The organism is Cellulosimicrobium funkei (genome assembly GCF_001019615.1).
Classification (GTDB): Bacteria; Actinomycetota; Actinomycetes; order Actinomycetales; family Cellulomonadaceae; genus Cellulosimicrobium; species Cellulosimicrobium cellulans_E.
Genome location: NZ_JNBQ01000038.1, coordinates 1 through 23,575, shown reverse-complemented (window position 1 = coordinate 23,575; position 23,575 = coordinate 1). Strand labels below are relative to the sequence as shown.

General features: G+C 73.9%; 23 protein-coding genes. 14 read left to right on the top strand and 9 right to left on the bottom strand.

Going from position 1 to position 23,575, the window contains the following annotated elements; genetic code table 11:
* Positions 1 to 15: 15 nt before the first annotated feature.
* Entirely contained in the window at positions 16 to 1,467 is a 1,452-nt protein-coding gene (locus tag FB00_RS17875; protein ID WP_047234270.1) for an MFS transporter, read from the bottom strand.
* 127 nt (positions 1,468 to 1,594) lie between these two features.
* On the opposite strand from FB00_RS17875, the gene FB00_RS17870 reads away from it, so the two are divergent.
* The 4 genes from FB00_RS17870 (at position 1,595) to FB00_RS17855 (ending at position 5,178) form a co-directional block, all read left to right on the top strand.
* Complete coding sequence (locus FB00_RS17870; protein ID WP_047234269.1) at positions 1,595 to 2,188, top strand: DUF3043 domain-containing protein; 594 nt, start codon at positions 1,595 to 1,597, stop codon at positions 2,186 to 2,188.
* A gap of 39 nt (positions 2,189 to 2,227) precedes the next feature.
* Positions 2,228 to 3,400: an epoxide hydrolase family protein gene (locus tag FB00_RS17865; protein WP_047234268.1), complete on the top strand. Its 1,173-nt coding sequence runs from the start codon at positions 2,228 to 2,230 to the stop codon at positions 3,398 to 3,400.
* Between the two features lie 206 nt (positions 3,401 to 3,606).
* On the top strand, positions 3,607 to 4,230 hold the full coding sequence (locus FB00_RS17860) for a PAS and ANTAR domain-containing protein (RefSeq protein ID WP_231581923.1): 624 nt from the start codon (positions 3,607 to 3,609) through the stop codon (positions 4,228 to 4,230).
* 294 nt (positions 4,231 to 4,524) lie between these two features.
* Positions 4,525 to 5,178 carry a fasciclin domain-containing protein gene (locus FB00_RS17855; protein ID WP_052877767.1) on the top strand — a complete coding sequence of 218 codons (654 nt, stop codon included), beginning with the start codon at positions 4,525 to 4,527 and terminating at the stop codon, positions 5,176 to 5,178.
* A 97-nt stretch (positions 5,179 to 5,275) separates the two neighbouring features.
* Here FB00_RS17855 and FB00_RS17850 read toward each other — a convergent pair whose 3' ends face one another.
* Together FB00_RS17850 and FB00_RS17845 are read right to left on the bottom strand one after the other, a co-directional pair.
* Positions 5,276 to 6,073, bottom strand: a complete 798-nt coding sequence (locus tag FB00_RS17850) for a MerR family transcriptional regulator (protein WP_047234265.1) — start codon at positions 6,071 to 6,073, stop codon at positions 5,276 to 5,278.
* A 77-nt stretch (positions 6,074 to 6,150) separates the two neighbouring features.
* Entirely contained in the window at positions 6,151 to 7,275 is a 1,125-nt protein-coding gene (locus tag FB00_RS17845) for a serine hydrolase domain-containing protein (RefSeq protein ID WP_082141474.1), read from the bottom strand.
* An 80-nt stretch (positions 7,276 to 7,355) separates the two neighbouring features.
* On the opposite strand from FB00_RS17845, the gene FB00_RS22465 reads away from it, so the two are divergent.
* The 6 genes from FB00_RS22465 to FB00_RS17815 all read left to right on the top strand — a co-directional run bounded on the left by FB00_RS22465 (position 7,356) and on the right by FB00_RS17815 (position 15,044).
* A complete protein-coding gene (locus FB00_RS22465) occupies positions 7,356 to 7,694 on the top strand; it encodes a VOC family protein (RefSeq protein ID WP_197088850.1) in 339 nt (112 codons plus the stop codon).
* A gap of 134 nt (positions 7,695 to 7,828) precedes the next feature.
* Positions 7,829 to 10,564: a helix-turn-helix transcriptional regulator gene (locus FB00_RS17835; RefSeq protein ID WP_047234262.1), complete on the top strand. Its 2,736-nt coding sequence runs from the start codon at positions 7,829 to 7,831 to the stop codon at positions 10,562 to 10,564.
* A 113-nt stretch (positions 10,565 to 10,677) separates the two neighbouring features.
* Positions 10,678 to 11,502 (top strand): alpha/beta fold hydrolase, encoded by an 825-nt coding sequence (locus tag FB00_RS17830; protein ID WP_047234261.1) that lies wholly within the window; start codon positions 10,678 to 10,680, stop codon positions 11,500 to 11,502.
* 20 nt (positions 11,503 to 11,522) lie between these two features.
* Positions 11,523 to 12,350: an alpha/beta hydrolase gene (locus FB00_RS17825; protein ID WP_047234260.1), complete on the top strand. Its 828-nt coding sequence runs from the start codon at positions 11,523 to 11,525 to the stop codon at positions 12,348 to 12,350.
* A 218-nt stretch (positions 12,351 to 12,568) separates the two neighbouring features.
* Entirely contained in the window at positions 12,569 to 13,972 is a 1,404-nt protein-coding gene (locus tag FB00_RS17820; RefSeq protein ID WP_172820067.1) for a DNA polymerase IV, read from the top strand.
* A gap of 61 nt (positions 13,973 to 14,033) precedes the next feature.
* The gene (locus FB00_RS17815; protein WP_047234259.1) at positions 14,034 to 15,044 is read left to right on the top strand and encodes an aldo/keto reductase family protein; all 1,011 of its coding nucleotides are present in this window, start codon (positions 14,034 to 14,036) and stop codon (positions 15,042 to 15,044) included.
* A gap of 58 nt (positions 15,045 to 15,102) precedes the next feature.
* On the opposite strand, the gene FB00_RS17810 is transcribed toward FB00_RS17815, so the two are convergent.
* Positions 15,103 to 15,816, bottom strand: a complete 714-nt coding sequence (locus tag FB00_RS17810; RefSeq protein WP_231581922.1) for a YczE/YyaS/YitT family protein — start codon at positions 15,814 to 15,816, stop codon at positions 15,103 to 15,105.
* Between the two features lie 62 nt (positions 15,817 to 15,878).
* Here FB00_RS17810 and FB00_RS17805 point away from each other — a divergent pair, with 62 nt between their 5' ends.
* Positions 15,879 to 17,390 (top strand): PLP-dependent aminotransferase family protein, encoded by a 1,512-nt coding sequence (locus FB00_RS17805; protein ID WP_047234258.1) that lies wholly within the window; start codon positions 15,879 to 15,881, stop codon positions 17,388 to 17,390.
* A gap of 33 nt (positions 17,391 to 17,423) precedes the next feature.
* On the opposite strand, the gene FB00_RS17800 is transcribed toward FB00_RS17805, so the two are convergent.
* The 4 genes from FB00_RS17800 to FB00_RS17785 are packed head-to-tail and all read right to left on the bottom strand — an operon-like array spanning position 17,424 to position 19,609.
* Positions 17,424 to 17,633, bottom strand: coding sequence for a hypothetical protein (locus tag FB00_RS17800; protein ID WP_047234257.1), 210 nt, complete (start codon positions 17,631 to 17,633; stop codon positions 17,424 to 17,426).
* Positions 17,630 to 18,742 (bottom strand): quinone-dependent dihydroorotate dehydrogenase, encoded by a 1,113-nt coding sequence (locus FB00_RS17795; RefSeq protein WP_047234256.1) that lies wholly within the window; start codon positions 18,740 to 18,742, stop codon positions 17,630 to 17,632. The genes FB00_RS17800 and FB00_RS17795 overlap by 4 nt, the downstream gene beginning before the upstream one ends.
* Positions 18,739 to 19,236: a hypothetical protein gene (locus tag FB00_RS17790; protein WP_047234255.1), complete on the bottom strand. Its 498-nt coding sequence runs from the start codon at positions 19,234 to 19,236 to the stop codon at positions 18,739 to 18,741. The genes FB00_RS17795 and FB00_RS17790 overlap by 4 nt, the downstream gene beginning before the upstream one ends.
* A 16-nt stretch (positions 19,237 to 19,252) precedes the next feature.
* Complete coding sequence (locus FB00_RS17785; protein WP_047234254.1) at positions 19,253 to 19,609, bottom strand: hypothetical protein; 357 nt, start codon at positions 19,607 to 19,609, stop codon at positions 19,253 to 19,255.
* A 103-nt stretch (positions 19,610 to 19,712) separates the two neighbouring features.
* Between FB00_RS17785 and FB00_RS17780 the strand changes: the two genes are divergently transcribed.
* Positions 19,713 to 21,218 (top strand): leucyl aminopeptidase, encoded by a 1,506-nt coding sequence (locus tag FB00_RS17780; protein ID WP_047234253.1) that lies wholly within the window; start codon positions 19,713 to 19,715, stop codon positions 21,216 to 21,218.
* A gap of 92 nt (positions 21,219 to 21,310) precedes the next feature.
* On the opposite strand, the gene FB00_RS17775 is transcribed toward FB00_RS17780, so the two are convergent.
* Positions 21,311 to 21,664: an oxidoreductase gene (locus FB00_RS17775; RefSeq protein ID WP_231581925.1), complete on the bottom strand. Its 354-nt coding sequence runs from the start codon at positions 21,662 to 21,664 to the stop codon at positions 21,311 to 21,313.
* 225 nt (positions 21,665 to 21,889) lie between these two features.
* Between FB00_RS17775 and lpdA the strand changes: the two genes are divergently transcribed.
* Both lpdA and FB00_RS17765 read left to right on the top strand, forming a co-directional pair.
* Entirely contained in the window at positions 21,890 to 23,272 is a 1,383-nt protein-coding gene (gene lpdA / locus FB00_RS17770) for a dihydrolipoyl dehydrogenase (protein ID WP_047234281.1), read from the top strand.
* 30 nt (positions 23,273 to 23,302) lie between these two features.
* On the top strand, positions 23,303 to 23,575 hold a 273-nt coding region (locus FB00_RS17765), incomplete at its 3' end, for a biotin/lipoyl-containing protein (RefSeq protein ID WP_047234251.1).

The following is a 23,575-nucleotide window of genomic DNA, read 5'->3' as shown; positions in this document are numbered from 1 at the left end:
CGTAGCCGTCGACGGTCAGCCGCGACGGGCCGGGCGCACGAGGAACCTGACCACGAGCGCGGCCGCCAGACCCACGAGCAACGCGCCGACGAACGCGTAGGCCGGAAGCGCCAGGGCGGACGCGCCGTCACCCGCGGGGGCCGCGGCGTCCCGGAGTGCCGAGCGCTGCACGACGACGGCCACGACCCCGGCCACCGCGATGCCGAGGGCCGTGCCGAGCTCGGCCGACACCTCCTGCGTCGCGGCGGCTGAACCCGTCTGCGCGGGCGGCGCCGACGAGATGACGAGGTCGCTCACGAGCGCGGCCGCGGCGCCGTGACCGAGGCCGAGCACCGCGACCGACGCCGCGAGCGCCGGCACGGGTACGTCCGCCCACCCGACCACCCCGGTCAGCACGGCCCCGGTGACGATCACCACCAGGCTGGCGGCGACGACCGTCTCGGAGCGGAACCGGGAGGCGAGGCCCGGGGCGAGCAGCGCGCCGAGGATGTTCACCGCGACGTACGGCAGAGTCCACAGGCCCGCCTCGAGCGGACCGAGACCCGCCGCGAGCTGCAGGTGCTGCGTGAACAGGTAGTACACGCCGACGACGCCGATCCCGGTGAGCAGCAGCGTGCCGAGGGCGGCGGCCGGCCGTCGCGCGGTGACGAGCCGCAGGTCGAGCAGGGGGTCGGGGAGCCGGCGCTGGCGTCGGACGAAGAGCCCGAGCACCAGCGCGCCGGCGACCAGCACGGCCGCGTCGCGCTGCGCCGTCGTGCCTCCGGAGGGACCGGCCGCGAGCTCCTGGAGGCCGTAGACGACGCCGAGCATGCCCGCGACGGACAGGCCGACGCTCGTCAGGTCGAGACGCCCTCCGCCGGTCCCGCGTCCACGCGGCAGGAGCCGCGGCCCCAGGAGCACGAGCAGGAGCATCGGCGGCACGTTGACGAGGAAGACGGACCCCCACCAGAACCGCTCGAGGAGCACCCCGCCCAGGACCGGCCCGATCGCGGCCCCGACCGAGAACGAGCTGAACAGGATCGCGATGGCGAGGCGCCGCTGCGCGTCGGCACGGAACATCACGCGCAAGAGGGAGAAGAGCGCGGGCATGAGGGTCGAGCCCGCGACGCCGAGCAGCGCCCGGACGAGGACCAGCGCCTCTGCGCTCGTCGCGGTCGCGGCGAGCACGGACAGGACGGCGAACGCGGTCGCTCCGACGAGCAGCAGGCGACGCGCACCGATGCGGTCCGCGAGCCGCCCGGAGATGACGAGCGTCCCGGCGATGAGGAAGCCGTAGACGTGGGCGATCCACAGCGCCTGCGTGGCCGAGGCGTCCAGGTCCGCGGTGATCGAGGGCAGCGCGAAGAAGAGCACGGTGAGGTCGGTCGCGACCATGAGCATCGGGAGCACGAGCAGGGTCAGCCCGGCCCACTCGCGGGGTCCCGCCCTGACGGCGGTGGTCTCGGGGGTCTCGGCTGTGGGGCTCACGGGTCCTCCTCGACGTGGAAGCATTACGTTTCGCCCTGTAACGATACTGCCTCGTGCGCCGCCCCGCTACCCCTGCCAGGCCCGGAACCGATGCCGGGCACCTCTCCGGCTCGACTACCCTGGAGGGGTGTTCTCCCGCAACAAGCCCGCCGCGACGCCCGCCGCCCCCGACCCCGTCGAGCAGGCGGCCGAGATCGAGGTAGCCGGCAAGGGCCGCCCGACGCCCAAGCGCAAGGTCTCCGAGGCCGCGAACAAGCGACCCCTCGTGCCGAACGACCGTCGCGCCGCCGCGAAGTCCGCGCGGGAGAAGCAGCGCGAGATGCGCGACCGCCAGTACCAGGCGATGCAGACCGGCGACGAGCGCTACCTTCCGCCGCGCGACAAGGGCCCGGTCAAGCGCTACGTGCGCGAGTACGTCGACGCGCGCTGGAACCTCGGCGAGTTCTTCCTCCCCGTCGCGCTGGTGTTCATCGTCTTCTCGTTCCTCACCGCGCAGAACCAGGACCTCGCGTTCCTCACGGTGATGACGCTCTACGTCATCGTGCTGCTGACCGTCGTGGACGGATTCATCATGTGGCGCCGTCTGCGCAAGCGCCTGCTCGCGAAGTTCGGCGAGGTCCCCAAGGGCACCGTCATGTACGCCGTCATGCGCGCGTTCCAGCTCCGCCGGGCCCGCCTGCCCAAGCCGACGCACAAGAAGCACGGCGTCTACCCGGAGTAGCCGCCCGTGGGCGTCCTGCAGCCCGCTAGCCTCGACGTCATGGCGCAGCGCGTGACCGACCTCGAGAGCTTCACGCCCCGGATCTGCGACGCGGTGGTCGACGACCTGCGCTCACGCCTGCGGGCGACCCGGTGGGTCGACGCCCCGGACGGGCTCGGGTGGGACGCCGGCACGGACGTCACGTACCTGCGCGACCTGGTGGCGTACTGGGCCGACGGCTTCGACTTCTCCGCGCACCAGGCACAGCTCTCCGCGCTCCCGAGCCGGCGCGCCACGATCGACGGGACCCGCGTCCACCTCCTGCACGCGCTCGCGACCCCGCGACCCGGTGACGCGCCCCCGCTCCCGTTCCTGCTCGCCCACGGCTGGCCCGACTCCGCGTGGCGGTACCGCAAGGTCGTCCCGCTCCTGACCGACCCCGGCGCCCCCGCCGCCTCGGACGGAGCGGGGCGACGCACCTTCGACCTCGTCGTCCCCGACATGCCCGGCTTCGGCTTCTCCGACATCCCCACCGGCCCGGCCCTGGACAACCGCACGGTCGCCGCCCTGTGGGCCGAGCTCATGACCGCCCTCGGCTACGACCGGTTCCTCGTCGCAGGCGGGGACATGGGCAGCCACGTCGCCCGGTTCCTCGCGCTCGACTTCCCCGACCGGGTCATCGCGGTGCACCGCACCGACGCCGGGCTGCCCCTGTTCGCAGGTGACCCCGCGTCGCTCACGCCCCAGGAGCGCGACTGGCTGGAGGAGAGCGCACGGTGGCGCACGACCGAGGGCGGCTACGCCGCCGTGCAGGCCACCAAGCCGCAGTCGCTCGCGGTCGGCCTCACCGACTCCCCCGCCGGGCTCGCGGCGTGGGTCGTCGAGAAGCTGCGGTCGTGGAGCGACTGCGACGGCGACCTCGAGTCCGTGTACACGCGCGACGAGGTCCTCGCCCTCGTCACCGAGCACTGGGCGGCCGGCACCTTCGGGGCCGGGCTGCGCGCCTACCGGGCCAACGCCGCGATCCCCCGCGAGCAGCTCGCCCGCTACGTCGAGGTGCCGTCCGGGTTCTCCGTCTTCGCCGGCGACGTCGTCCGGCCCCCGCGCGCCTGGCTCGACCGCGTCGCGAACACCGTCTACGCCACCGAACCGCCCCGTGGCGGCCACTTCGCCCCGTTCGAGCAACCCGAGCGCTATGCGCAGGAGCTGCGGTCGTTCGTCGATCAGCTGTAGCGGACTGCCCTGGACAAAGAGGCGCACCGGCCGCGGGCTTCTTCACTGGCCGGTGCCCCCTGCGGCGCCTCGGCCGCATCTTCACCATACGAACCGGTTCCGGGTGCACGCCACCTGTCGCCCCCGGCGCATCGGGACTACGGTCGAAGGGTCGAGTCTGGACCTGGCTCCTCATCCTCTGGAGAAGACGGAGCACGACGATGTCCGTGGACGACCATGCCATCGAGCACGCCCTGGCCCGCGGTGCGAGCCAGCAGATCGGCCAGTACCGCCTGGAGCTGGCCACCGGCACTTGGTGGTGGTCGTCTGAGACGTACCGGGTGCACGGCTTCGAGCCGGGCGAGGTGGTACCGACCACCGAGCTCGTCCTGGCGCACAAGCACCCCGACGACCGCGACCGGGTGCGGCAGATCCTCGACGAGGCGCGGGCAACCGGAGAACCGTTCTCGAGCGTGCACCGCATCATGGACGCCAGCGGCAAGGAGCGCTACCTCGTCATCGTCGGCCAGGGTCGTCGCGACCCGGTCACGGGCATGGTCGTCGAGCTCCTGGGGTACTTCGTCGACATCACCTCCACGGTGGCCGCCGGCGGGGAGGAGAGGGCGCACCGCGACATCGCGGCGGCCGCGGCGGGACGCGGACCGATCGAGCAGGCGAAAGGCATCCTCGTCGCGACGCACGGCGTCGACCCCGACGAAGCGTTCGGTCTGCTCAAGCGGGCGTCGAACGACAAGAACGTCCGTCTGCGAGACCTCGCGCGCGTCGTCGTCGACGAGGCCACGCGCTCCGGCGCGGACTGCGCCGAACGCGTCGAGGCCCTGCTTCGCTGAGCGAGCGCGCACCCGGGCCCCGTTCCTCACGCCGAGGAGAGGGGCTCGGGTCGTCGCGCTCTCCCCCGTCGCCTTCGACGCCGCGTCGCACCCCGTCCAGCGACGCGTCGGACACCATCTCGCCCTTGTCGCTGCTCAGAGCGTCGGACGCCTTGCTCTGCAGGTCGTCGGCACCTCGGATCTCGTTCCCGCCGAGGTGCATCCGAGAGCGGGATCCGCACGGAAGGAAGGACGGGCGCCACCATGGCGCTCGGCAGTGCGAACTGCCTCGTGTGGAGACGGAAGGACTCGACGATGACCCTTCGACACGCTCTTCGATGCTCGATCGCGGCCGTGGGCGCCGCGACACTCGGCCTGGCGGGTGTGGTGGTGGCAGCCCAGCCCGCCGCGGCCAGCACGCCCGGAACGACCAGCCTGGCCCAGGTGCTCGCAGCGGACGGCGACACGTTCGATCGCGACCCGCACGACTTCGACGTCCTCGACCAGGCCGTGGCTGCGGTGCTCGCGGCCAAGCCCTCGAGCCCGGTCGCCGTGCTGGCGGACGGGACCGTGCCCCTGACGGCCTTCGTGCCGAACGACCGCGCGTTCCAGCTCTTCGCGTGGGACCTCACGCACCGGTGGCCGCGCACGGAGCAGGCGGCGCTCGAGTCGATCGCGGGAACCGTCGGGATCGACGCGGTCGAGCAGGTCCTGCTGTACCACGTGGTCCCGGGTGCCACGATCGGCTCCCGCACGGCGTTGCGATCGGACGACGCCGTGCTCCCCACGGCGCAGGGTGCCGGTGTGCGGGTGGACGTGATCAGCCGCTGGGTGCCGCTGGTGCGCCTGGTCGACCAGGACCGGAACGACGTGGACCCGTTCCTGATCAGGTCACAGCTCGACCTGAACAAGGGCAACGCGCAGATCGCGCACGGCATCACCGCCGTCCTGCGCCCGGTGAACCTCTAGCAGGTCGACGGGGATCGGGCGGGTGCGGCGGAGCGCGTACGCGCTCCGCCGCACCCGGGGCCGCCGCACTGCCGCACGGCTCGTCGTCGGACGCTCGTCAGTCGCCCAGGCGTCCGGCCTCCCTCGCCGGGATGCGGACGCCAGCAGACCGCAGGCGGCCCTCGACCAGAGCGACGCCCTGTGCGGCGGCCGTCCCCTCGGCCTCGCCGTGGTGCGCGATCATCTCGTAGCGGGCAGCGGCGTCGGTGCGCGCGCGCAGGCTGGTCACGATCCGCAGCCGTTCCGGGTGAGCGAGGAAGTGGTCGGCCATCGCGCCGGCGTACTCCGCGACCCGCGGGTCGTCCGGCTCCAAGGCGGACGTCTCGACGCCCCGATGGATCAGGGCGACGAAGGCCGGGTCGTCCACGGCCTCGGTGACGCCCGCGACGTAGTCGTCGAACTTGTCCGGGACCAGAGCCCGGGCCAGCACCATGCCCTCGCGCGCCGCAGCCACCTCCGAAGCCGGGAACCCGAGACCGGGCATGCGGTCCAGGAGGGCGACGGCGGCGTCGGGCAGCAGGGCACGGTCACCGTCGGCGAGCCGACGCAGCGCCGCCGCCTGCGCCGTCAGCTCGTCGATGCGCTCGGAGAGCGTGCGCTCGACGGCGGCGAGGCCGACGGCGAGCGCGTCAGGGTTCGCGTCGAGCAGGTCCGCGATCTCCGCCAGCGGCACGCCCGCAGCGGCGAGCGCTCGGACCCGGACGAGCCGCAGGAGATGGGCGGAGCCGTACCGGCGGTAGCCGGAGCCGTCGCGCTCGGGCTCCTCGACGAGTCCGACCTTGTGGTAGTGCCGCACCGTCTTCACGGTGACGCCGACGAAGGCCGCCGCCTGCCCGATCGTGACCCCGTCTGCCATGGCCCCAGTATGCGTCGCCGCTGGTCACGACGGCAGGGGTGTCCGGGCACCCCGGGCAGGGGTGCCCGGACCATGGGTCAGCGGACGACGCCGTCGCCCGGGAACACCGCGGCGAGAAGGGACTTCTGCACCTCCTGGAAGGCGCTCTGGATGGTCATCTCGGGGTCGTCGACGCAGTTCACCGCGGCGGCCATGACGGTGCTGCCGTCCGGCGTTCCGAACATCAGCGTCGCGTAGCCGGCCATGCCCCCGTTGTGGGTGACGAGCGTGCGCCCGTCCTCCGTCTCCAGGACGAACACGCCCAGGCCGTACCCCATGCCCGGGAGAGGGGTGGCGTACCGGTCGCACATCTGCTCGACGAGGGCGGCTGGCAGGAGCCTGCCGCCGAGCAGCGCGGAGAAGAACGTCGCGAGGTCGCGGGGGGTCGAGATCATGTCGCCGCCCGTCGAGATCCAGGACGGGTCGTGGCGCGACACGTCGACGGTCTGCTCCTGGCCGTCCTCCTCGTAACGGACGTAGGCGTGGGCGTGCGGCTCGGGCAGGTCCGGCGACGCGTCCGGCACGACGGTGCCCGTCAGACCCAGCGGCCCGCTGACCAGCCGGTTCATCTCGTCCGCCAGGGTGCGTCCGGTGACGTTCTCCACGAGCAGGCGGAGCAGCACGTAGTTCGTGTTGGAGTAGCTCCACCTCGTGCCGGGCTCGAACCGCGGCGCCCTCGACAGCGCGAACCTCACCAGGTCCTGCGGGCGATGCGTCTCGAACCGCGCGTCGAGCCACTCGCGGGCCGCCGGCCCGTAGTTGCTCGGCATCCCCGTCTCCCACGTGCCGTCGGCGGCGGCGTCGCCGGTGAAGTTGAAGACGCCGCTGGTCTGCTGGAGCAGCATGCGGACGGTGATGCGCGGGTCGAGCCCGAGCTCGGGCAGGTGGGTGGCCGCCGAGTCGTCGAGGCCGAGGCGGCCTTCGTGCACCAGCAGCAGGACGAGCGCAGCGGTGAAGGTCTTGGTGTTGCTGCCGATGCGCGTGTGGCTGTCGACCGACGGCGCGGCGGTCCCGCCGAGCTCGGCCAGGCCCGCGGCGGCGGCCCACTCTCCCTGCGCGTCGTGGACGCGCAGGGAGATGCCGAGGACGCGGTCGTCCACCAGGGTGGCGAGCGTCTCACGCACGTGCGGGCGGTCGGCGACGGCGGACGGGGTGGTGGTCATGGGGGTGCTCCCTCGGTGCTGGTGACGGCTCCCTGCCGTCGACGACGAGCGTTCACCCTGACCCCGGGGCAACCTCAACTGTGACCTGCGTCACGCGCAGCCGGGTTCCGGTCGCGCGGTCGACGGACGCGGCCTCGCGTGCTGAGTTCGTCCCCTACGGTCCCGGGTACGCGGGGATCCGCACGGCCGCGGAGTCGGGCGAGGACGAGGCGGGCGGGCTGCGCCTGGCCGAGGCGGCCGACGTCTCGCGGGGCGGGCCGTTCGTCCTGCTGTTCTCCGCGGACCTCGACGCGACCCTCGCCGCCGTGCAGAGCGCGGGCGGTCAGGTGGTCGAGGGCCCGTACGAGTTCCCGGGCGGCCGCCGGTTCCACTTCCTCGACCCGAGCGGCAACGAGCTGGGGGTCTGGGCGACGAGCTGACGGCCGAGCCGGAGTATGCAGCCGCTTCTCCGTCCCGGTCGCACCTGACCGGACGTGCCAGGCCGGGCGACGGCGCCGCAGCGATGTCGTTCCACGCCTGGTCGCGACGCCGGCACGTTCCCTATCTTGTGCGTATGCATGACGGTGGGCCCCTTCTCGGCCGGGTCGGCGAACGGCACCAGCTCAACGCGCTGGTCAGCGGTGCGCGCAACGGTCGCGGCGGCGCGATGGCGGTCCTCGGCGAGCCCGGCATCGGCAAGACGACTCTGGTGGCTGCGACATCGCGGGAGCCCGGACTCACGGTGCTGCACGCCGACGGGTACGAGTCCGAGTCGTCGATGGCCTTCGCCGCGGTCCAGCGCCTCGTGTCCCTGCTGCACGATCATCTGGACTCGATCCCGGCGAGACAGCGCCAGGCCGTCTCCGTCGCGTCCGGGCGGGCGGACGGCCCTGCTCCCGACCGCTTTCTCGTCGGACTCGGCATGCTGAGCCTGCTCGCAGCGGCGAGCACCGGACAGCCGGTCGTGTGCGCCGTCGACGACGCCCATCTCGTCGACCCCGAGAGCCTGGACGTCCTGGCCTTCGTCGCGCGCCGACTGGCCGCGGAACGCGTGGCGATGGTGTTCGCCGGACGCGAGGAGCCCGTGCTCGTCGAGCGGTTGACGGGAGTCCCGCACCTCGTGCTCACGGGGCTCGACCCCGAGACGGCGGTGCGTCTGCTCAACCGCTCATCACACCGTCCGCTCGCACCGCCGGCCGCCATGGCGATCGCCCGTGCGACGGGCGGCAACCCGCTCGCGCTGATCGACCTCGCGGGCGAGGCACTGGTGCACGAGCTGCCCGACCTGGGCATCTCGGACGAGCCGGTCCCGATCGGTCGCCACCTCGAAGAGCACTACGTGCGCCGGGTGCGTCAGACGGAGGCCTCCGTCCAACGCTGGGTGCTGCTCGCGGCGGCGGACCCGACGGGGAACGTCGACCTGGTGTCCGACGCAGCGCGAGCGCTCGGCCTGGACCCCGACGACGGCGACCGTGCGGAGCTGGCCGGCCTCCTCTCGCTGGCACCCGCGGTGCAGTTCAGGCACCCGCTGGTGCGGTCCGCCGTCTACAACGCCGCTTCGGGGGCCGAGCGACGGCACGTGCACCGCGCGCTGGCGCGCGCGGCTGATCGGCTCGGTCTGGTCGAGCCGGAGGCCTGGCACGCGGCCCGTGCGGTCGTCGGGACGGACGAGGCGGTCGCTGGCCGGCTCGCCCACACCGCCGACCTCGCCGCGCGACGAGGCGGCTTCGCCTCGCGAGCCAGCATCCTGGCCAGGGCCGCCGAGCTCACACCGCCCGGGCCGGCGCGCGAGGACCGTCAGGCCGCAGCAGCGGAGGCCGCACTGGCCGCGGGTGCCGCGCACGTCGCCATGCGCCTCGTCGAGGAGTCCGACCTTTCGGCGGCGGGGCCGGTGGCCCAGGGACGCGTGACGCTCGTGCGCAGCGCGCTCGGCATGTTCGTCGGCGACGCCGACGGCGTGCGGGGAGCGACCGCCGCGTGCTTGGACGCAGCCCGCCACTTCCACGGCCACGACGTGGAACGCGAGCAGCGCGCCCTGCTGCAGGCGTTCGAGATGAGCTGCACGGCCGAGTTCGCGATGGTCGGCGTCACGCCCGACGAGCTGGGTCGTCGCCTCGTCGCCGGCGCGGAGCTCGCGCCGGGGCCAGCCGGGACCATCCTGCGGGGGCTGGGCGCACTCGTCCTGGACCCCTACGACCAGGCGGTCGGCCCCGCACGAGGTGCCCTGGACGCGATCCTCGCGCTGCCCGACGACCAGATGATGCGCAGGCACAGCGCCATCGCGTCGCTGGGCACGTTCCTGTGGGACGACGCCGGCCGCGCGGACGCGCTGGGACGGGCGGCGCGGGCCGCCCGGGACGCCGGCGCACTGCAGCAGCTCGACAGCATCCTGTGGACGACGGCGATCTCGGAGCTGTGCGGCGGGACGTTGCAACGTGCCGCCCGCGCCGACGACCTCGTCCGCGAGGTGCGCCGCGCCATGGGCTACGACGCGGAGAACGTCGTGAACGCGGCCGTGCTGGCCTGGAACGGCACCCCGCACGAGATCGTCCTCGCGGTCGCGCAGGGTGCCCTGGAGACCGGCTTCGGAGGGGTCACGTCCTCGGGCGTCGCGGCCCTCGTGGTGCGCGACCTCGCCGACGGCAGCTACCGCGACGCCTACGAACGCCATCTCCCGCTCGTCACCCGGCCGTTCCTGCACGTGACACCCAGCCAGTACGGCGACTTCGTCGAGGCGGCCGTCCGCAGCGGGCACGCCCACGAGGCGAACGCCTACGTCGAGGACCTGGCTCGGCGCGCCGACGCCAACGGGTCACCATGGTGCCGAGGTGTCGCCGAGCGCGCGCTCGCGCTGACGGCGGCCGACGACGACGCCGAGCCGCACTACGTCGCGTCCCTCGACGCGCTCGCCACGACGCGGGCGGAGATGGACCTGGCACGGTCCCACCTGCTCTACGGCGAGTGGTTGCGCCGCGCCCGGCGTCGCCGAGACGCCGCCCGCCAGCTACGGCTCGCGCTCGACCACTTCCACGACAGCGGCGCCGAGCTCTTCGTCGCCCGGACCCTCGCCGAGCTGAGGGTGGTCGACGCAGAGGCGCGCGTCGACGGCCGGACGAAGCACCTCGACCTCACGGCGCAGGAGCTCACCGTCGCGCGTCTCGCCGCCGGCGGGCGGACGAACGCCGAGATCGGCGCCAACCTGTTCATCAGCCCGAACACGGTGGACTACCACCTCCGCAAGGTCTTCCAGAAGCTCGGGATCTCGTCCCGGCGCCAGCTCGCCGACCGGATCTCCGACCGCGACACCTGAGGACGCCGAGCGGCGCCGGCTCGCTCGGGACTACGAGCGGCACGTGGTCCGGCCCGGCGAAGGGCGGGCGAGTCTCGAAGGGCCCGATCCACACTCCGACCGCGGAGGACCCGATGCCCTACATCACCGCCGACGACGGCGCGCAGATCTTCTACAAGGACTGGGGGACCGAGGGGACCCCCGTCGTCCTGAGCCACGGCTGGCCGCTCAACGCCGACGCCTGGGAGGCGGCCGCGCTGTTCCTCGCCGAGCACGGCCACCGCGCGATCGCCCACGACCGTCGTGGGCACGGCCGGTCGAGCCAGACCTGGCACGGCAACGAGATGGACACCTACGCCGACGACCTCGCCCAGCTGCTCAACGCGCTCGACGTCTCCGACGCGACGCTCGTGGGCCACTCCACCGGCGGGGGCGAGATCGCCCGCTACGTCGGGCGGCACGGCACCGCCCGCGTGGCCAAGATGGTGCTGGTCTCGGCCGTACCGCCCCTGATGCTCCAGACCGACGACAACCCTGACGGGCTGCCGCTCGCCGTCTTCGACGGGATCCGGTCCGGCGAGGTGGCGAACCGCTCCCAGCTCTATCGCGACCTGGCCGACGGCCCGTTCTTCGGCCACAACCGCAACAACGACGTCCCGCAGGGGTTCCGCGACGCCTTCTGGCTGCAGAGCATGGCGTGCGGCCACCGTGCCGCCTACGAGTGCATCGCCGCGTTCTCCGCGACCGACTTCCGCCCGGACCTCGCGGCGATCGACGTCCCGACCCTCGTCATCCACGGCGACGACGACCAGATCGTCCCGTTCTCCGTCGGCGGCCTGCGCACGGCCGACCTCGTCGACGGTGCCGTGCTCACGGTCTACGAGGGCAGCGGTCACGCCCTGCCCGACACCGACCGTGAACGGCTGCACGCCGACCTCCTCGCCTTCATCGACGCCTGAGCACATCAAGGAGACGCACCATGAACGACGTCACCCGACCGGACACGGTCGTCCTCATCCACGGCCTGTGGATGACCCCGCGCAGCTGGGAGCACTGGGTCACGCACTACGAGGCCAAGGGCCTCACCGTCCTGACCCCCGCGTACCCGGGCTTCGAGATCGAGGTCGAGGCGCTGCGGGAGAACCCCCAGGTCATCGCCGACCTCACCGTCCCGGAGACCGTCGACCACCTCGCCGCGGTCGTCGAGGAGCTCGCCACCCCGCCCATCATCATGGGTCACTCGTTCGGCGGCGTCATGACGCAGCTGCTGCTGGCCAGGGGTCTGGGGGCGGCGGCGGTCGTGATCGACTCCGCACCCACCGAGGGGGTGCACGTGACGCCGGTCTCCCAGGCCCGCTCCCTGTTCCCCGCGCTGCGCAACCCCGCCAACCGTCGCCGAGCGGTCGCGTTCACGCCCGAGGAGTTCCACTACGCGTTCACCAACACCCTCAGCGCGGAGGAGTCGCAGCGCGTCTACGACCGTTACGCGATCGCCGCCCCGGGGGCGTGGGTGTGGGAGTACGGCCTCTTCGCGAACTTCAAGCCCGGACCCCAGGAGACCTGGGTCGACTACACCGCGGACCGGGCACCGCTCCTCTTCATCGCCGGCAGCGAGGACCACATCATGCCGCCGGCCGTCAACCGGTCCAACGCCAGGCACTACCACCGCTCCCCCGCGGTGACGGAGTACGTCGAGCTCGAGGGCCGGGACCACTGGACCTGCGCAGCGCCGGGCTGGGAGGCCGTGGCCGACCGCGCCCTCGAGTGGGCCCTCGCCCAGTCCGCGGTCCGGAGCGAGGTCGGCTGACAGCCGCCACGAACGACCCCCGTCGCCCGCAGTGGACGGCCGACGGGGTCGTTCGTGGATCCGTCCCCTGCGTGCCCTCGGTCTTGCCGCCGCCTACCCGCACGGGCCGGGAGCATCCCCCGTCCCCGGGCGCTCGCCACCTGGCTCGTCGACCGTACGTGCCGCCGCTCGTGGGCCCGAGGGCCGCTGCTGTGGGACGGCCGGGGCAGAGTAGGGCGGTGAGTACTGACCGCGCACCGTACGCTCCGGTGCTGCGCGCCCGCCCCACGATCGCGCACCTCGACGCGGACGCGTTCTTCGCGGCGGTCGAGCAGCACCAGCGGCCGTCGCTGCGGGGGCGGCCGGTGCTCGTCGGTGGCGTCGGCCCGCGCAGCGTCGTGGCGACCGCGTCGTACGAGGCACGGCAGTACGGCGCACGGTCGGCCATGCCGATGGAGCAGGCACGGCGGCTGTGCCCTCCGTCGACGGTCGTCGTGGTGCCGCGGTTCGCCGCGTACGCGGCGTACTCCGCCCGGATCATGGCCGCGTTGCGCGAGGTCACCGACCTCGTGGAACCGGTGAGCATCGACGAGGCGTTCGCGGACGTCGCGACCGCCGTCGCGCCGAGCACCGACCTCGACGTGTTCGCCCGGCGGATCCAGGAGCGGGCGCGCGAGCTGAGCGGGCTGCCGGTCTCCCTCGGGCTCGGCCGGTCCAAGCTCGTCGCCAAGCTCGCCTCGGAGGCGGCCAAGCCCGGTGGCGTCCGGGTCGTCGAGGGAGCCGACGAGGACGCGTTCCTGCTCGACCTGCCCGTGCGGGCGCTCTGGGGCGTCGGCCCGGTCTCGGCCGCGCGACTCGACGAGCACGGGGTGCGTACCGTCGCAGACCTGCGCCGCCAACCGATCGACGCCTTGCTCCAGATGGCCGGCGAGGCGGGCGGCACCAACCTGTACCGGATCGCGCGCGGCTGGGACGACCGGCCGGTGGCGACGGTGCGTGAGCGCAAGTCCGCCGGTGCCGAGCACACCTTCGACGCCGACCTCCACGGCCGCACCGCGGTCGACGCGGCGCTGGACCCCGTGGTCGACGCCGCGCTGGCCCGTCTGGAGCGGCACGCCGTCGCGGCACGCACGGTCGTCGTCAAGGTGCGCCTCGCGTCGTTCACGACCCTCACCCGCTCGGTGACGCTGCCCCGGCCGACGGCCGACGACGGCGCGCTGCGCGACGCCGCGCACCGCGCCCTCCGCCTCGCCGACGTCTCCGAGCCCGTCCGCCTGCTCGGCGTCGCGTTCCACGGACTCTCCGAGCACGCCCAGCTCATGCTGCCGCTCGGCACCGACGAGCACGAGGCTCCCGCGCCCGCCGCCGCCGAGGCAGCGCCCACGACACCGGCGACTGGCCCGGTCCGGGCGACGGCCGCTCTCCTCGCGCCCGGCCTGGACGTCGAGACCGCGACCGACGGTCGGGGGTGGGTCGTGCGCGTCGGCGACGACGGGCGCGTCGCGGTGCGCTTCGAGACCGCGCAGACCGGGCCCGGCTACCAGCGCTGGATCGACCCCGCCGTCGAGGACCTCGCGCTCGTCGAACCGCTCGGCCCGGACGGTGAGCCCGTCCGGCCGACGGCCCCGGACGACGACGTGTGAACGCGGCCCCCACGCGCCCAGCGGACGCGCGCGCTTCGCCCTCCGCCGTAGGCTCGCGACCATGCGCTACCGATACCTCGGCAACTCCGGCCTCAAGATCTCCGAGATCACCTACGGCAACTGGCTCACCCACGGCTCCCAGGTCGAGAACGACGTCGCGACGGCGTGCGTCCACGCGGCACTCGACGCCGGCATCTCGACGTTCGACACCGCGGACGTCTACGCGAACACGAAGGCCGAGCAGGTCCTCGGCGACGCGCTGAAGGGCCAGCGTCGCGAGTCGCTCGAGATCTTCACCAAGGTCTACTGGCCGACCGGCCCCGGCGGCCCCAACGACACGGGCCTGTCGCGCAAGCACGTCATGGAGTCGGTCAACGGCTCCCTGAAGCGCCTCGGCACCGACTACGTCGACCTCTACCAGGCGCACCGGTACGACACCGAGACGCCGCTCGAGGAGACGATGCAGGCGTTCGCGGACATCGTCCGGCAGGGCAAGGCCCTGTACATCGGCGTCTCCGAGTGGACGGCGGACCAGATCCGCGCGGGCCACGCGCTCGCGCAGGACCTCGGGTTCCAGCTCATCTCCTCCCAGCCGCAGTACTCGATGCTGTGGCGCGTCATCGAGGAGGAGGTCGTGCCGACCTCGCGCGAGCTGGGCCTGTCGCAGATCGTCTGGTCCCCGATGGCCCAGGGCGTGCTCTCGGGCAAGTACCTGCCCGGCCAGGCGGCGCCCGCGGGTTCGCGCGCGGCCGACGAGAAGGCGGGCCGCGGCGGGATCTCGCAGTTCATGACCGACGACGTCCTGACCCGGGTGCAGGGCCTCAAGCCCGTCGCGGACGAGCTGGGCCTGACCATGCCGCAGCTCGCCGTCGCGTGGGTCCTCCAGAACGACAACGTCGCGGCGGCGCTCGTCGGGGCCTCCCGACCCGAGCAGGTCGCCGAGAACGTCGAGGCGTCGGGCGTGACGATCCCGGCCGAGCTCCTGGCGCGCATCGACGACGTCCTCGGGGACGCCGTCGAGCGCGACCCGGGCAAGACCGCCGAGAACGCGCCGCAGACGCGCGTCGCCTGACTACGGCGCACCACGCGCGACGACGGCCCCGGCGATCGTCGGGGCCGTCGTCGTCTCCTCACCGGCCGGTCTCGGGCATGCCCCCCTCGTCCGGCCGGGGGCCTGTGGTCGCGGCGACCGGCTCCCGCGGCTCCGTCCTGACGTGCGCCCGACGACGCACCCGGGCGGGGCGCTGGTCCGCGAGCCCTCGCGGGGCGAACCAGCGCGCGGTGAGCTGGACGATCGGCCCGACGCCGACCGCGTAGGCGATCGTCGCCCAGCCCAGCGTGCCGCCGAGCACCCAGCCCACCGACACGACGACGACCTCGATGAGCGTGCGCACGAGGCGCACCGACCAGCCGGTGCGCGCGACCAGGCCGGTCATGAGCCCGTCGCGCGGGCCGGGCCCGAGGCGCACCCCGAGGTACGCCGAGGTCGCGAGCCCGTTGAGCACGATCCCGCCGACGGCGAGCGCGACGCTCGCGGCGACGCCGGGGTCGGGCACGAGGCGCGTCACGAGCGCGATCGCCGGGTCGATGGTCAGGGTGATGACCACGACGTTCGCGATCGTCCCGATCCCGGGCCGCTGCCGCAGCGGGATCCACGCGAGCAGCGCGAGCACGCTGAGGGATCCGACGACGACGCCGAACGGCAGCCCGGTGCGGAGCACGACGCCCTGGTGCAGGACGTCCCACGGCATCCCGCCCTGACCCGCGTGGAGCAGCATCGCCATGGAGAGCGCATAGGCGAGCAGGCCGAGGAGGAGCTGGACGGCACGACGGGTGGGGCTCATGCGAGCCATCCTGACGACCAAGTGGCATCGACATCCATAGCCAATCGCGAGAGAGTGGCCCCATGAGCCTCGCCCCGCTCGGGTCCGTCGACGTCCACCGCCACCTCTCCCCCGCCGCCGCGGCGCGGTTGCTGGGTCGCTGGCACGCGGGCGGCCCCGCGTACACCGCGCTGGCCGACGCGCTGCGCGCCGCCGTCCTCGCCGGCACGCTCGCCCCGCACACGCGGCTCCCCTCCGAGCGCGACCTCGCCGTCGCGCTCGGCGTCTCCCGCACCACCACGGCGGCCGCGTACGGGCGGCTGCGCGAGCTGGGCTTCGCACGCTCGCGCACGGGGTCGGGGACCGTCGTCGTGCTCCCCCGCGCGACGCGACCCCGGACCGCACCTCGCGCGCGCGGGGGCGACGCGCCGCCCGCACCCGCCCCGCACGTCGCCCCGATCGACCTCGCCGACCTCTCCCAGGCGACGTCCGCCGCCCCGAGCGGGCTGCACGGCGCGTACTCGCGCGCGCTCGAACGCCTCCCCGAGTACCTGTCGGGAGGCGGGTACGAGCCGTACGGCGTCGGCGTCCTGCGCGAGGCGATCGCCGACCACCACACGCGGCGCGGCACGCCGACGACGCCCGACGAGGTCCTCGTCACGACCGGTGCCCAGCACGCGATCACCACGCTCGCCGGCACGCTCCTCGGCGTCGGCGACCGCGCCGTGGTGCAGTCGCCCACGTACTACCACGCGATGGAGGCGCTGCGGCGCACCGGGGCACGGCTCGTGCCCGTCCCCGTGGGGCGCGGCGACCGGGAGGCGCACCCCGGCCGCGACCGGGACGCGCCCGGGTTCGACGTCGACCTCTTCGGATCCACGCTGCGCCAGGTCTCCCCGCGACTGGTGTACCTCGTGCCGGACTTCCACAACCCGACCGCCTACACGCTCACGGCCGAGGAGCGGGCCGGGGTGCGCGACGCCGCGGCGCGGCACCGCGTGACCGTCGTCGGGGACGAGACCCTCACGGACCTCGACCTCGACGGCGACCCCGACGCCGTCGGCCCCGTCACCGAGCCGCTCGCCGGCGACGGGACGTCGCCGTTCGTCGTCACCGTGGGCTCGGCGTCCAAGTCGTTCTGGGGCGGGCTGCGCGTCGGGTGGGTCCGCGCGCACCCCGACCTCGTCGCGCGGCTCGCGCGCACGCGGCAGTCCGCCGACATCGCGACCGCGGTGCTCGAGCAGCTCGCCGTCGTCGAGCTGCTCGACGACGCGGGCAGCGTGCTCGCCGAGCGCCGCCGGATGCTGCGCGCCCAGCGCGACCTGCTGTGCGGGCTCCTGGGCACAGCGCTCCCCGACTGGCGGGTGCACGTCCCGGAGGGCGGTCTGTCGCTCTGGGTCGACGTGGGCGCGCCCGTCGCTCAGGCGTTCGCCGCTGCGGCGGCCGCGGAGGGAGTCCTGGTCAACGCCGGCCCGACGTTCACCCCGGACGGGAGCGCCGCTGACCGCATCCGCCTCACGTTCTCGCGCCCGCCCGAGGAGCTGGAGCGGGCCGTCCCGCGGCTCGCCGCGGCGTGGTCACGCGTGGCGGCATGATGCCGCCGGGCCGTCGGTACGTGACGGACGCGGTCAGCGAGAGCGGAGCTCGACGGACGCGGTCGCCTGCGTGCCGTCGTGCAGGAGCCGCGCGACGGCGGCGCCCTCGGCGGCCAAGGTGCGCCACGTCTCGCCGAGCCACTGCTCGGCGTCGTACTGCGTCGTGAAGACGGGACTCACCGGCGCGGCGAGGACGCGACCCTCGGCGTCGTCGAGCTCCCAGACCCACTGCGGCCGGATCATCGTGCCTCCCTCGCCTCGGCGCCGCGCACGTGCTCGCCCGGCTCCGGGTGGCGCGCGAGCGACCGGTTGATGCGCGCCGCCCAGAGCGGGCCCTGGTAGAGGAACCCGGTGTACCCCTGAACGAGGTCGGCCCCCGCGTGCAGGTAGTCGCGGGCGTCGTGCGCGGTCGTGATGCCCCCGACGCCGATGATCGCGCGCCGCGAGCCGAGGCGCTCGCGCAGGCGCGCGACGACCGCGAGGCCGCGTGCGCGCACGGGCGGGCCGGACAGCCCGCCGGGCCCGCGGTCGTGCCCGATCGTCGTGTTCACGGCGACGACGCCGTCGAGGTCGAGCTCGTCGACGAGGTCGGCGACCGCGTCCACGTCCTCGTCCGCGAGGTCGGGCGCGATCTTGACGAGCAGCGGCACCCGGGCGACCCCCGCGTCCGCGGTCGCGGCGTCGGCGGCCTCGCGCACCGCCACGAGGATCGGGCGCAGCGACTCGACCTCCTGGAGGTCGCGCAGGCCCGGGGTGTTGGGCGAGGAGACGTTGACGACGAGGTAGTCCGCGTACGGCGCGAGCAGCCCCGCGCTCGTCGCGTAGTCCGCCGCGGCCTCGGCCGCGGGCGTGACCTTCGTCTTGCCGATGTTGGCCCCCACGAGCACGGCGCGCCCCGACCTCGTCGAGCGCAGCGCCTCGAGCCGGCGGGCGGCCGCCGCGGCACCCTCGTTGTTGAAGCCCATGCGGTTGCGCACGCCCATCACGTCGAGCTCGCGCCACAGGCGCGGCTTCTCGTTGCCCGGCTGCGCGTGCGCCGTGACCGTGCCGATCTCGACGAACGCGAACCCGAGCATCGTGAGCCCGCGCACGGCGCGCGCGTCCTTGTCGAACCCGCCCGCGAGACCGAAGGGCGCGGGGAAGACCTTGCCCAGGACCTCGACGCTGCCCCGACCCCCCGCCGCGCGGCCCAGGTAGGGCGCGAGCGCCCCCTGCACGACGTCGCGCAGCACCGGCACGCGGCCGACGGCGCCGATGAGGTCGAACGCGACGTGGTGCGCGCGCTCGGGGTCCATCCGACGGAAGACGGTGTCGAAGAGCAGCCCGTACAGGAGCGGTCGGCGGCGGGTCATGCGGCGTCCTCCGGGGCGTCGGTGGTGGTGCGGGTGCTGGTGGTGCTCGGGGTGTCGTCCTGCGAGGCGGCGCCCGGACGGGTGCGCCAGAGCCACCACAGCCCCACGAAGGGCAGGACGAGCGGCACGTAGCCGTAGCCCTGCCCGAAGCCGGACCAGACGGTCGCGCGGGGGAAGGCCTCGGGGTCGGCGAGCGAGAAGGCGCCGACGGCGAGCACGCCGACGAGCTCGACGCCCACCGCGACCCACGCGACCCGGCGCGCGACGGCACCGCCCCGCGCGAGCGCGACCGTCGCGACGACGTACACGGCCGCCGCGAGCGCAGACAGCGCGTACGCGAGCGGCGCCTCGTGCCAGTCGCGCAGGAGCTGCACGGCCGCGCGGGCCGAGGCCGCGAGCGCGAAGATCCCGTACACGGCGACGAGCACCCGGCCGAAGCCGGTGTTCGTGCGACGGGGGCGCGGCGTCCCGTCCGGGGCGGCAGGTGCGCTCATGGCGAGGACCTCCAGGTCAGGCGTTCCAGATCTGCCACAGGCGCCACTCGAGGAACGCGACGGTGAGCGCGGCGACCGCGAGCACGACCGAGCTCCAGCGCGAGCGCTCCGCGAAGGCCCACAGCGCGGCGACGGGCAGGATGAAGAGGGCGGTCACGAGGTAGCCCCACAGCAGCACGGGGTCGCTCGGCGCGGTCCCGGTGGCGCCGAGCACGCCCACCACCACCGCCTGCACGAGGATCAGCCCCTCGATCACCGCCGCCCCCCAGAGCTGGCGGAGGATCACCGCACGGTCGCGTGCGACGAACACGAGCGCCCAGCCGGCGAGCGCGACGCACGCCGCGACCACGAGCAGCAGGAGGGGAAGGACCACGCGGCCGAGCGTACCGGGGGCGGCCCGCGGCCATGGAATCGGTCCACAGGTCCCGTCGCTCTCGCGGGAGCACGGCCGGCACGCCCGGAGATAGCATCGCGGGGTGGCTGAACTGACCGTCTCCAGCAAGAATCCCGCCGGTGCCAAGGTCGACGCGCTCGTCGTCGGCACCCACACGACGTCCGACGGCGTCGCGATCGTCGGGGGCGACCTGCCCCGCCCGGTGGTCGCGGCCCTCGAGCACCTCGCACCCGCGCTCGGCATCACGGGCGCGGCCGACGAGGTCCGCAAGCTGCCCGCCGGGCCCGAGCTCAAGGCCGACGTGCTCGTCCTCGTGGGCCTCGGCGCGCGGCGCGCCGACGGCACCTTCAGCGCCGAGGCGCTGCGTCGCGCCGCCGGTGCCGCGCTGCGCGCGCTCGCCGGCACCGCGTCGGTCGCCGTCGCGCTGCCCGTCGAGGACGAGGCCGAGCTCGGCGCCGTCGCCGAGGGCGCGCTGCTCGGCGCCTACGCGTTCGCGCGCTACCGCACGGACGAGGCGGCGACCTCGGCCGCGAGCCGCCTCCCGGCGACCGTCGAGATCCTCGCCGGGAGCGCGCGCAGCTCCGCGGCCAAGGCCGCCGTCGAGCGGGCCAAGGTCGTCGCGGCCGCGGTCAACGCGACGCGCGACCTCGTCAACGCGGCGCCCAACGACCTCTTCCCGGCCGCGTTCGCCGACGTCGCGAAGCAGGCCGTCAAGGACTCCGGCGCCAAGGGCCTCAAGGTCACGGTGCTCGACGACAAGGCGCTCGCCGCGGGCGGCTACGGGGGCCTGGTCGGCGTGGGCCAGGGCTCGGCGCGCGGTCCGCGCCTCGTCAAGGTCGCCTACGCGCCGTCGCGGCCCGCCGCGAAGGTCGCGCTCGTCGGCAAGGGCATCACGTTCGACTCGGGCGGCATCTCGATCAAGCCCGCCAAGGGGATGGAGGCGATGAAGTCCGACATGGCCGGCGCCGCCGCCGTGCTCCAGACGGTCGTCGCCGCCGCACGCCTCGGGCTGCCCGTGGCCGTGACGGGCTGGCTGTGCCTCGCGGAGAACATGCCGTCCGGCACCGCCCAGCGCCCGTCGGACGTCATCACGATCCGCGGCGGCAAGACCGTCGAGGTGCTCAACACCGACGCCGAGGGCCGCCTGGTCATGGCCGACGGTCTCGTCGCGGCGGTCGAGGAGAAGCCGGACGTCGTGCTCGACGTCGCGACGCTCACCGGCGCCCAGATGGTCGCGCTCGGCAACCGTGTCTCCGCCGTCATGGGTGCCGACGACGTGCGTGCCGAGGTCGTCGCGGCGGCGGACGCCGCGGGCGAGCAGTTCTGGCCCATGCCGCTGCCCGAGGAGCTGGGCGCCTCGCTGAAGTCGAAGGTCGCGGACCTCGCGAACATCGGCGACCGGTTCGGCGGCATGCTCGTCGCGGGCCTGTTCCTCCAGGAGTTCGTCGGCGAGACCCCGTGGGCGCACCTCGACATCGCGGGCCCGGCGTTCAACGAGGGCTCCGCGCACGGGTACACGCCGGTCGGCGGCACGGGCGTCGCCGTCCGCACGCTGCTCGGGCTCGTCGAGGGCCGCGCGCAGCGCTGACCGGCCTCGCCGAGCAGGTGGTCCTCGCCGGTCCCGTCGCCCGGACGGGCCGGGACCACCTGCTCGACCCGGCAGACCGCCCGGTCGGCCGGTCAGGAGCTCCGGCGCTGCCGCTGGCGCGAGTTCCAGTCCCGCATGCGCTGCGGGTAGCCGGTGAAGCGGACGTTGTAGACGGGCACGCCCAGCGAGCCGGCGACGTCGAACGCCGTCTTCTCGTCGGGCACACGGCGCCGCGTCCACTCCCCCGTCGTCGCGATGAGCAGGAGCGTCGCCCCGGTGTCCTGCGTGGGCGGCTCGACGTACGCCTCGACCCCGACGCGCGTGCGCACGAAGTCCTGGAGGTGGGCGAGCGTCGCGCGGCGGGCGTCCGACGGCGCGGCGGAGCCGCCGGTCGCGGACGGGGTCGTCGCGGGGCGGCGGGAGAACAGGCTGGACAGCTTGGGCAGCCGGGGCACAGCGGCAGGGTACAGCGTGACCCTGGTCATACGGTGGGCGCCGCTGTCTGCAGCGTCACAGCCGCGAGGCCCTGGTTTCGATTGGGGAGCCCGTGCCCGAGGTGCCAAGATGGCACCCGGAGAACGTTCACGCACCGTGGGCCAGCGGTTCTCGCGAGGCCCGCCGACGTGCCGTGGACGTCCGCCCTCGCTCTCCCCTCGCTGAAGGAGTCGCACGTGGCCGAACCCGGCACACCATTCGACGTCGTCGTCCTGGGCGGAGGCAGCGCCGGCTACGCCACCGCGCTGCGCGCCGCCCAGCTCGGTCTCTCCGTCGCGCTCGTCGAGTCGGGCAAGCTCGGTGGCACCTGCCTGCACAACGGGTGCATCCCCACCAAGGCGCTGCTCCACGCGGCCGAGCTCGCCGACGGCGCCCGGGAGGGCGTGAAGTTCGGCGTCCGCAGCACGTTCGACGGCATCGACATGGCAGGCGTCAACAGCTACAAGGACGGCGTCGTCGCCGGGCTCTACAAGGGGCTCCAGGGGCTCGTCTCCTCGCGCGGCATCACGTTCGTCGAGGGGCACGGCCGGCTCGTGTCGCAGGACACCGTCGAGGTCGACGGCACCCGCTACACCGGCCGCCACGTCGTGCTCGCGACCGGCTCGTACTCGCGCTCGCTCCCGGGCCTCGAGATCGCCGGCCGCGTCATCACGTCCGACCAGGCGCTGGGGCTCGACCGCGTGCCCACGTCGGTGGTCGTGCTCGGCGGCGGCGTCATCGGCGTCGAGTTCGCGAGCGTGTGGAAGTCGTTCGGCGCCGACGTCCAGATCGTCGAGGCGCTGCCCCACCTCGTGCCCAACGAGGACGAGGCGCTCTCCAAGTCGCTCGAGCGTGCTTTCCGCAAGCGCGGCATCAAGTTCTCGCTCGGCGACCGGTTCGCGGGCGTCAAGGAGACCGACTCGGGGGTCACCGTCACGCTCGAGTCCGGCAAGACGTTCGAGGCCGAGCTGCTGCTCGTCGCCGTCGGGCGCGGACCGCGCACCGCGGACCTCGGGTTCGAGGCGCAGGGCATCACGCTCGACCGCGGGTTCGTGATCGTCGACGAGCGCCTGCACACGGGCGTCGGGAACATCTGGGCCGCGGGCGACATCGTGCCCGGCCTCCAGCTCGCGCACCGCGGGTTCGCGCAGGGCATCTTCCTCGCGGAGCAGATCGCCGGGCTCGACCCGACGCCGATCGTCGAGTCGTCCATCCCGCGCGTCACGTACTGCGAGCCCGAGATCGCGTCCGTCGGCGTCACCGAGGCCGACGCCGTCGAGACGTGGGGGGCCGACCAGGTCGAGTCCCTCGAGTACAACCTCGCCGGCAACGGCAAGAGCAAGATCCTCGGGACGAGCGGCTTCGTCAAGCTCGTGCGCCGCAAGGACGGTCCCGTCGTCGGCGTGCACATGATCGGCGCGCGCGTCGGCGAGCTCGTCGGCGAGGGCCAGCTCATCGTGGGCTGGGAGGCGTACCCCGAGGACGTCGCCGCCCTGGTCCACGCCCACCCCACCCAGAACGAGGCACTCGGAGAGGCGCACCTGGCCCTGGCCGGCAAGCCTCTGCACGCCCACAACTGACCCCAACGATCGAAGGAGACCAGGCAGGTCATGTCTGAGAACGTGCAGATGCCGGCCCTCGGCGAGTCCGTCACCGAAGGCACCGTCACCCGTTGGCTCAAGTCGGTCGGCGACACCGTCGCCGTCGACGAGCCGCTGCTCGAGGTCTCGACCGACAAGGTCGACACCGAGATCCCGTCGCCCGTCGCGGGCGTGCTCGAGCAGATCCTCGTCCAGGAGGACGAGACCGTGGAGGTCGGTACCGACCTCGCCGTGATCGGCGACGGGTCCGGCGGCGGCGACGCCGCGCCCGCCCCCGCGGCG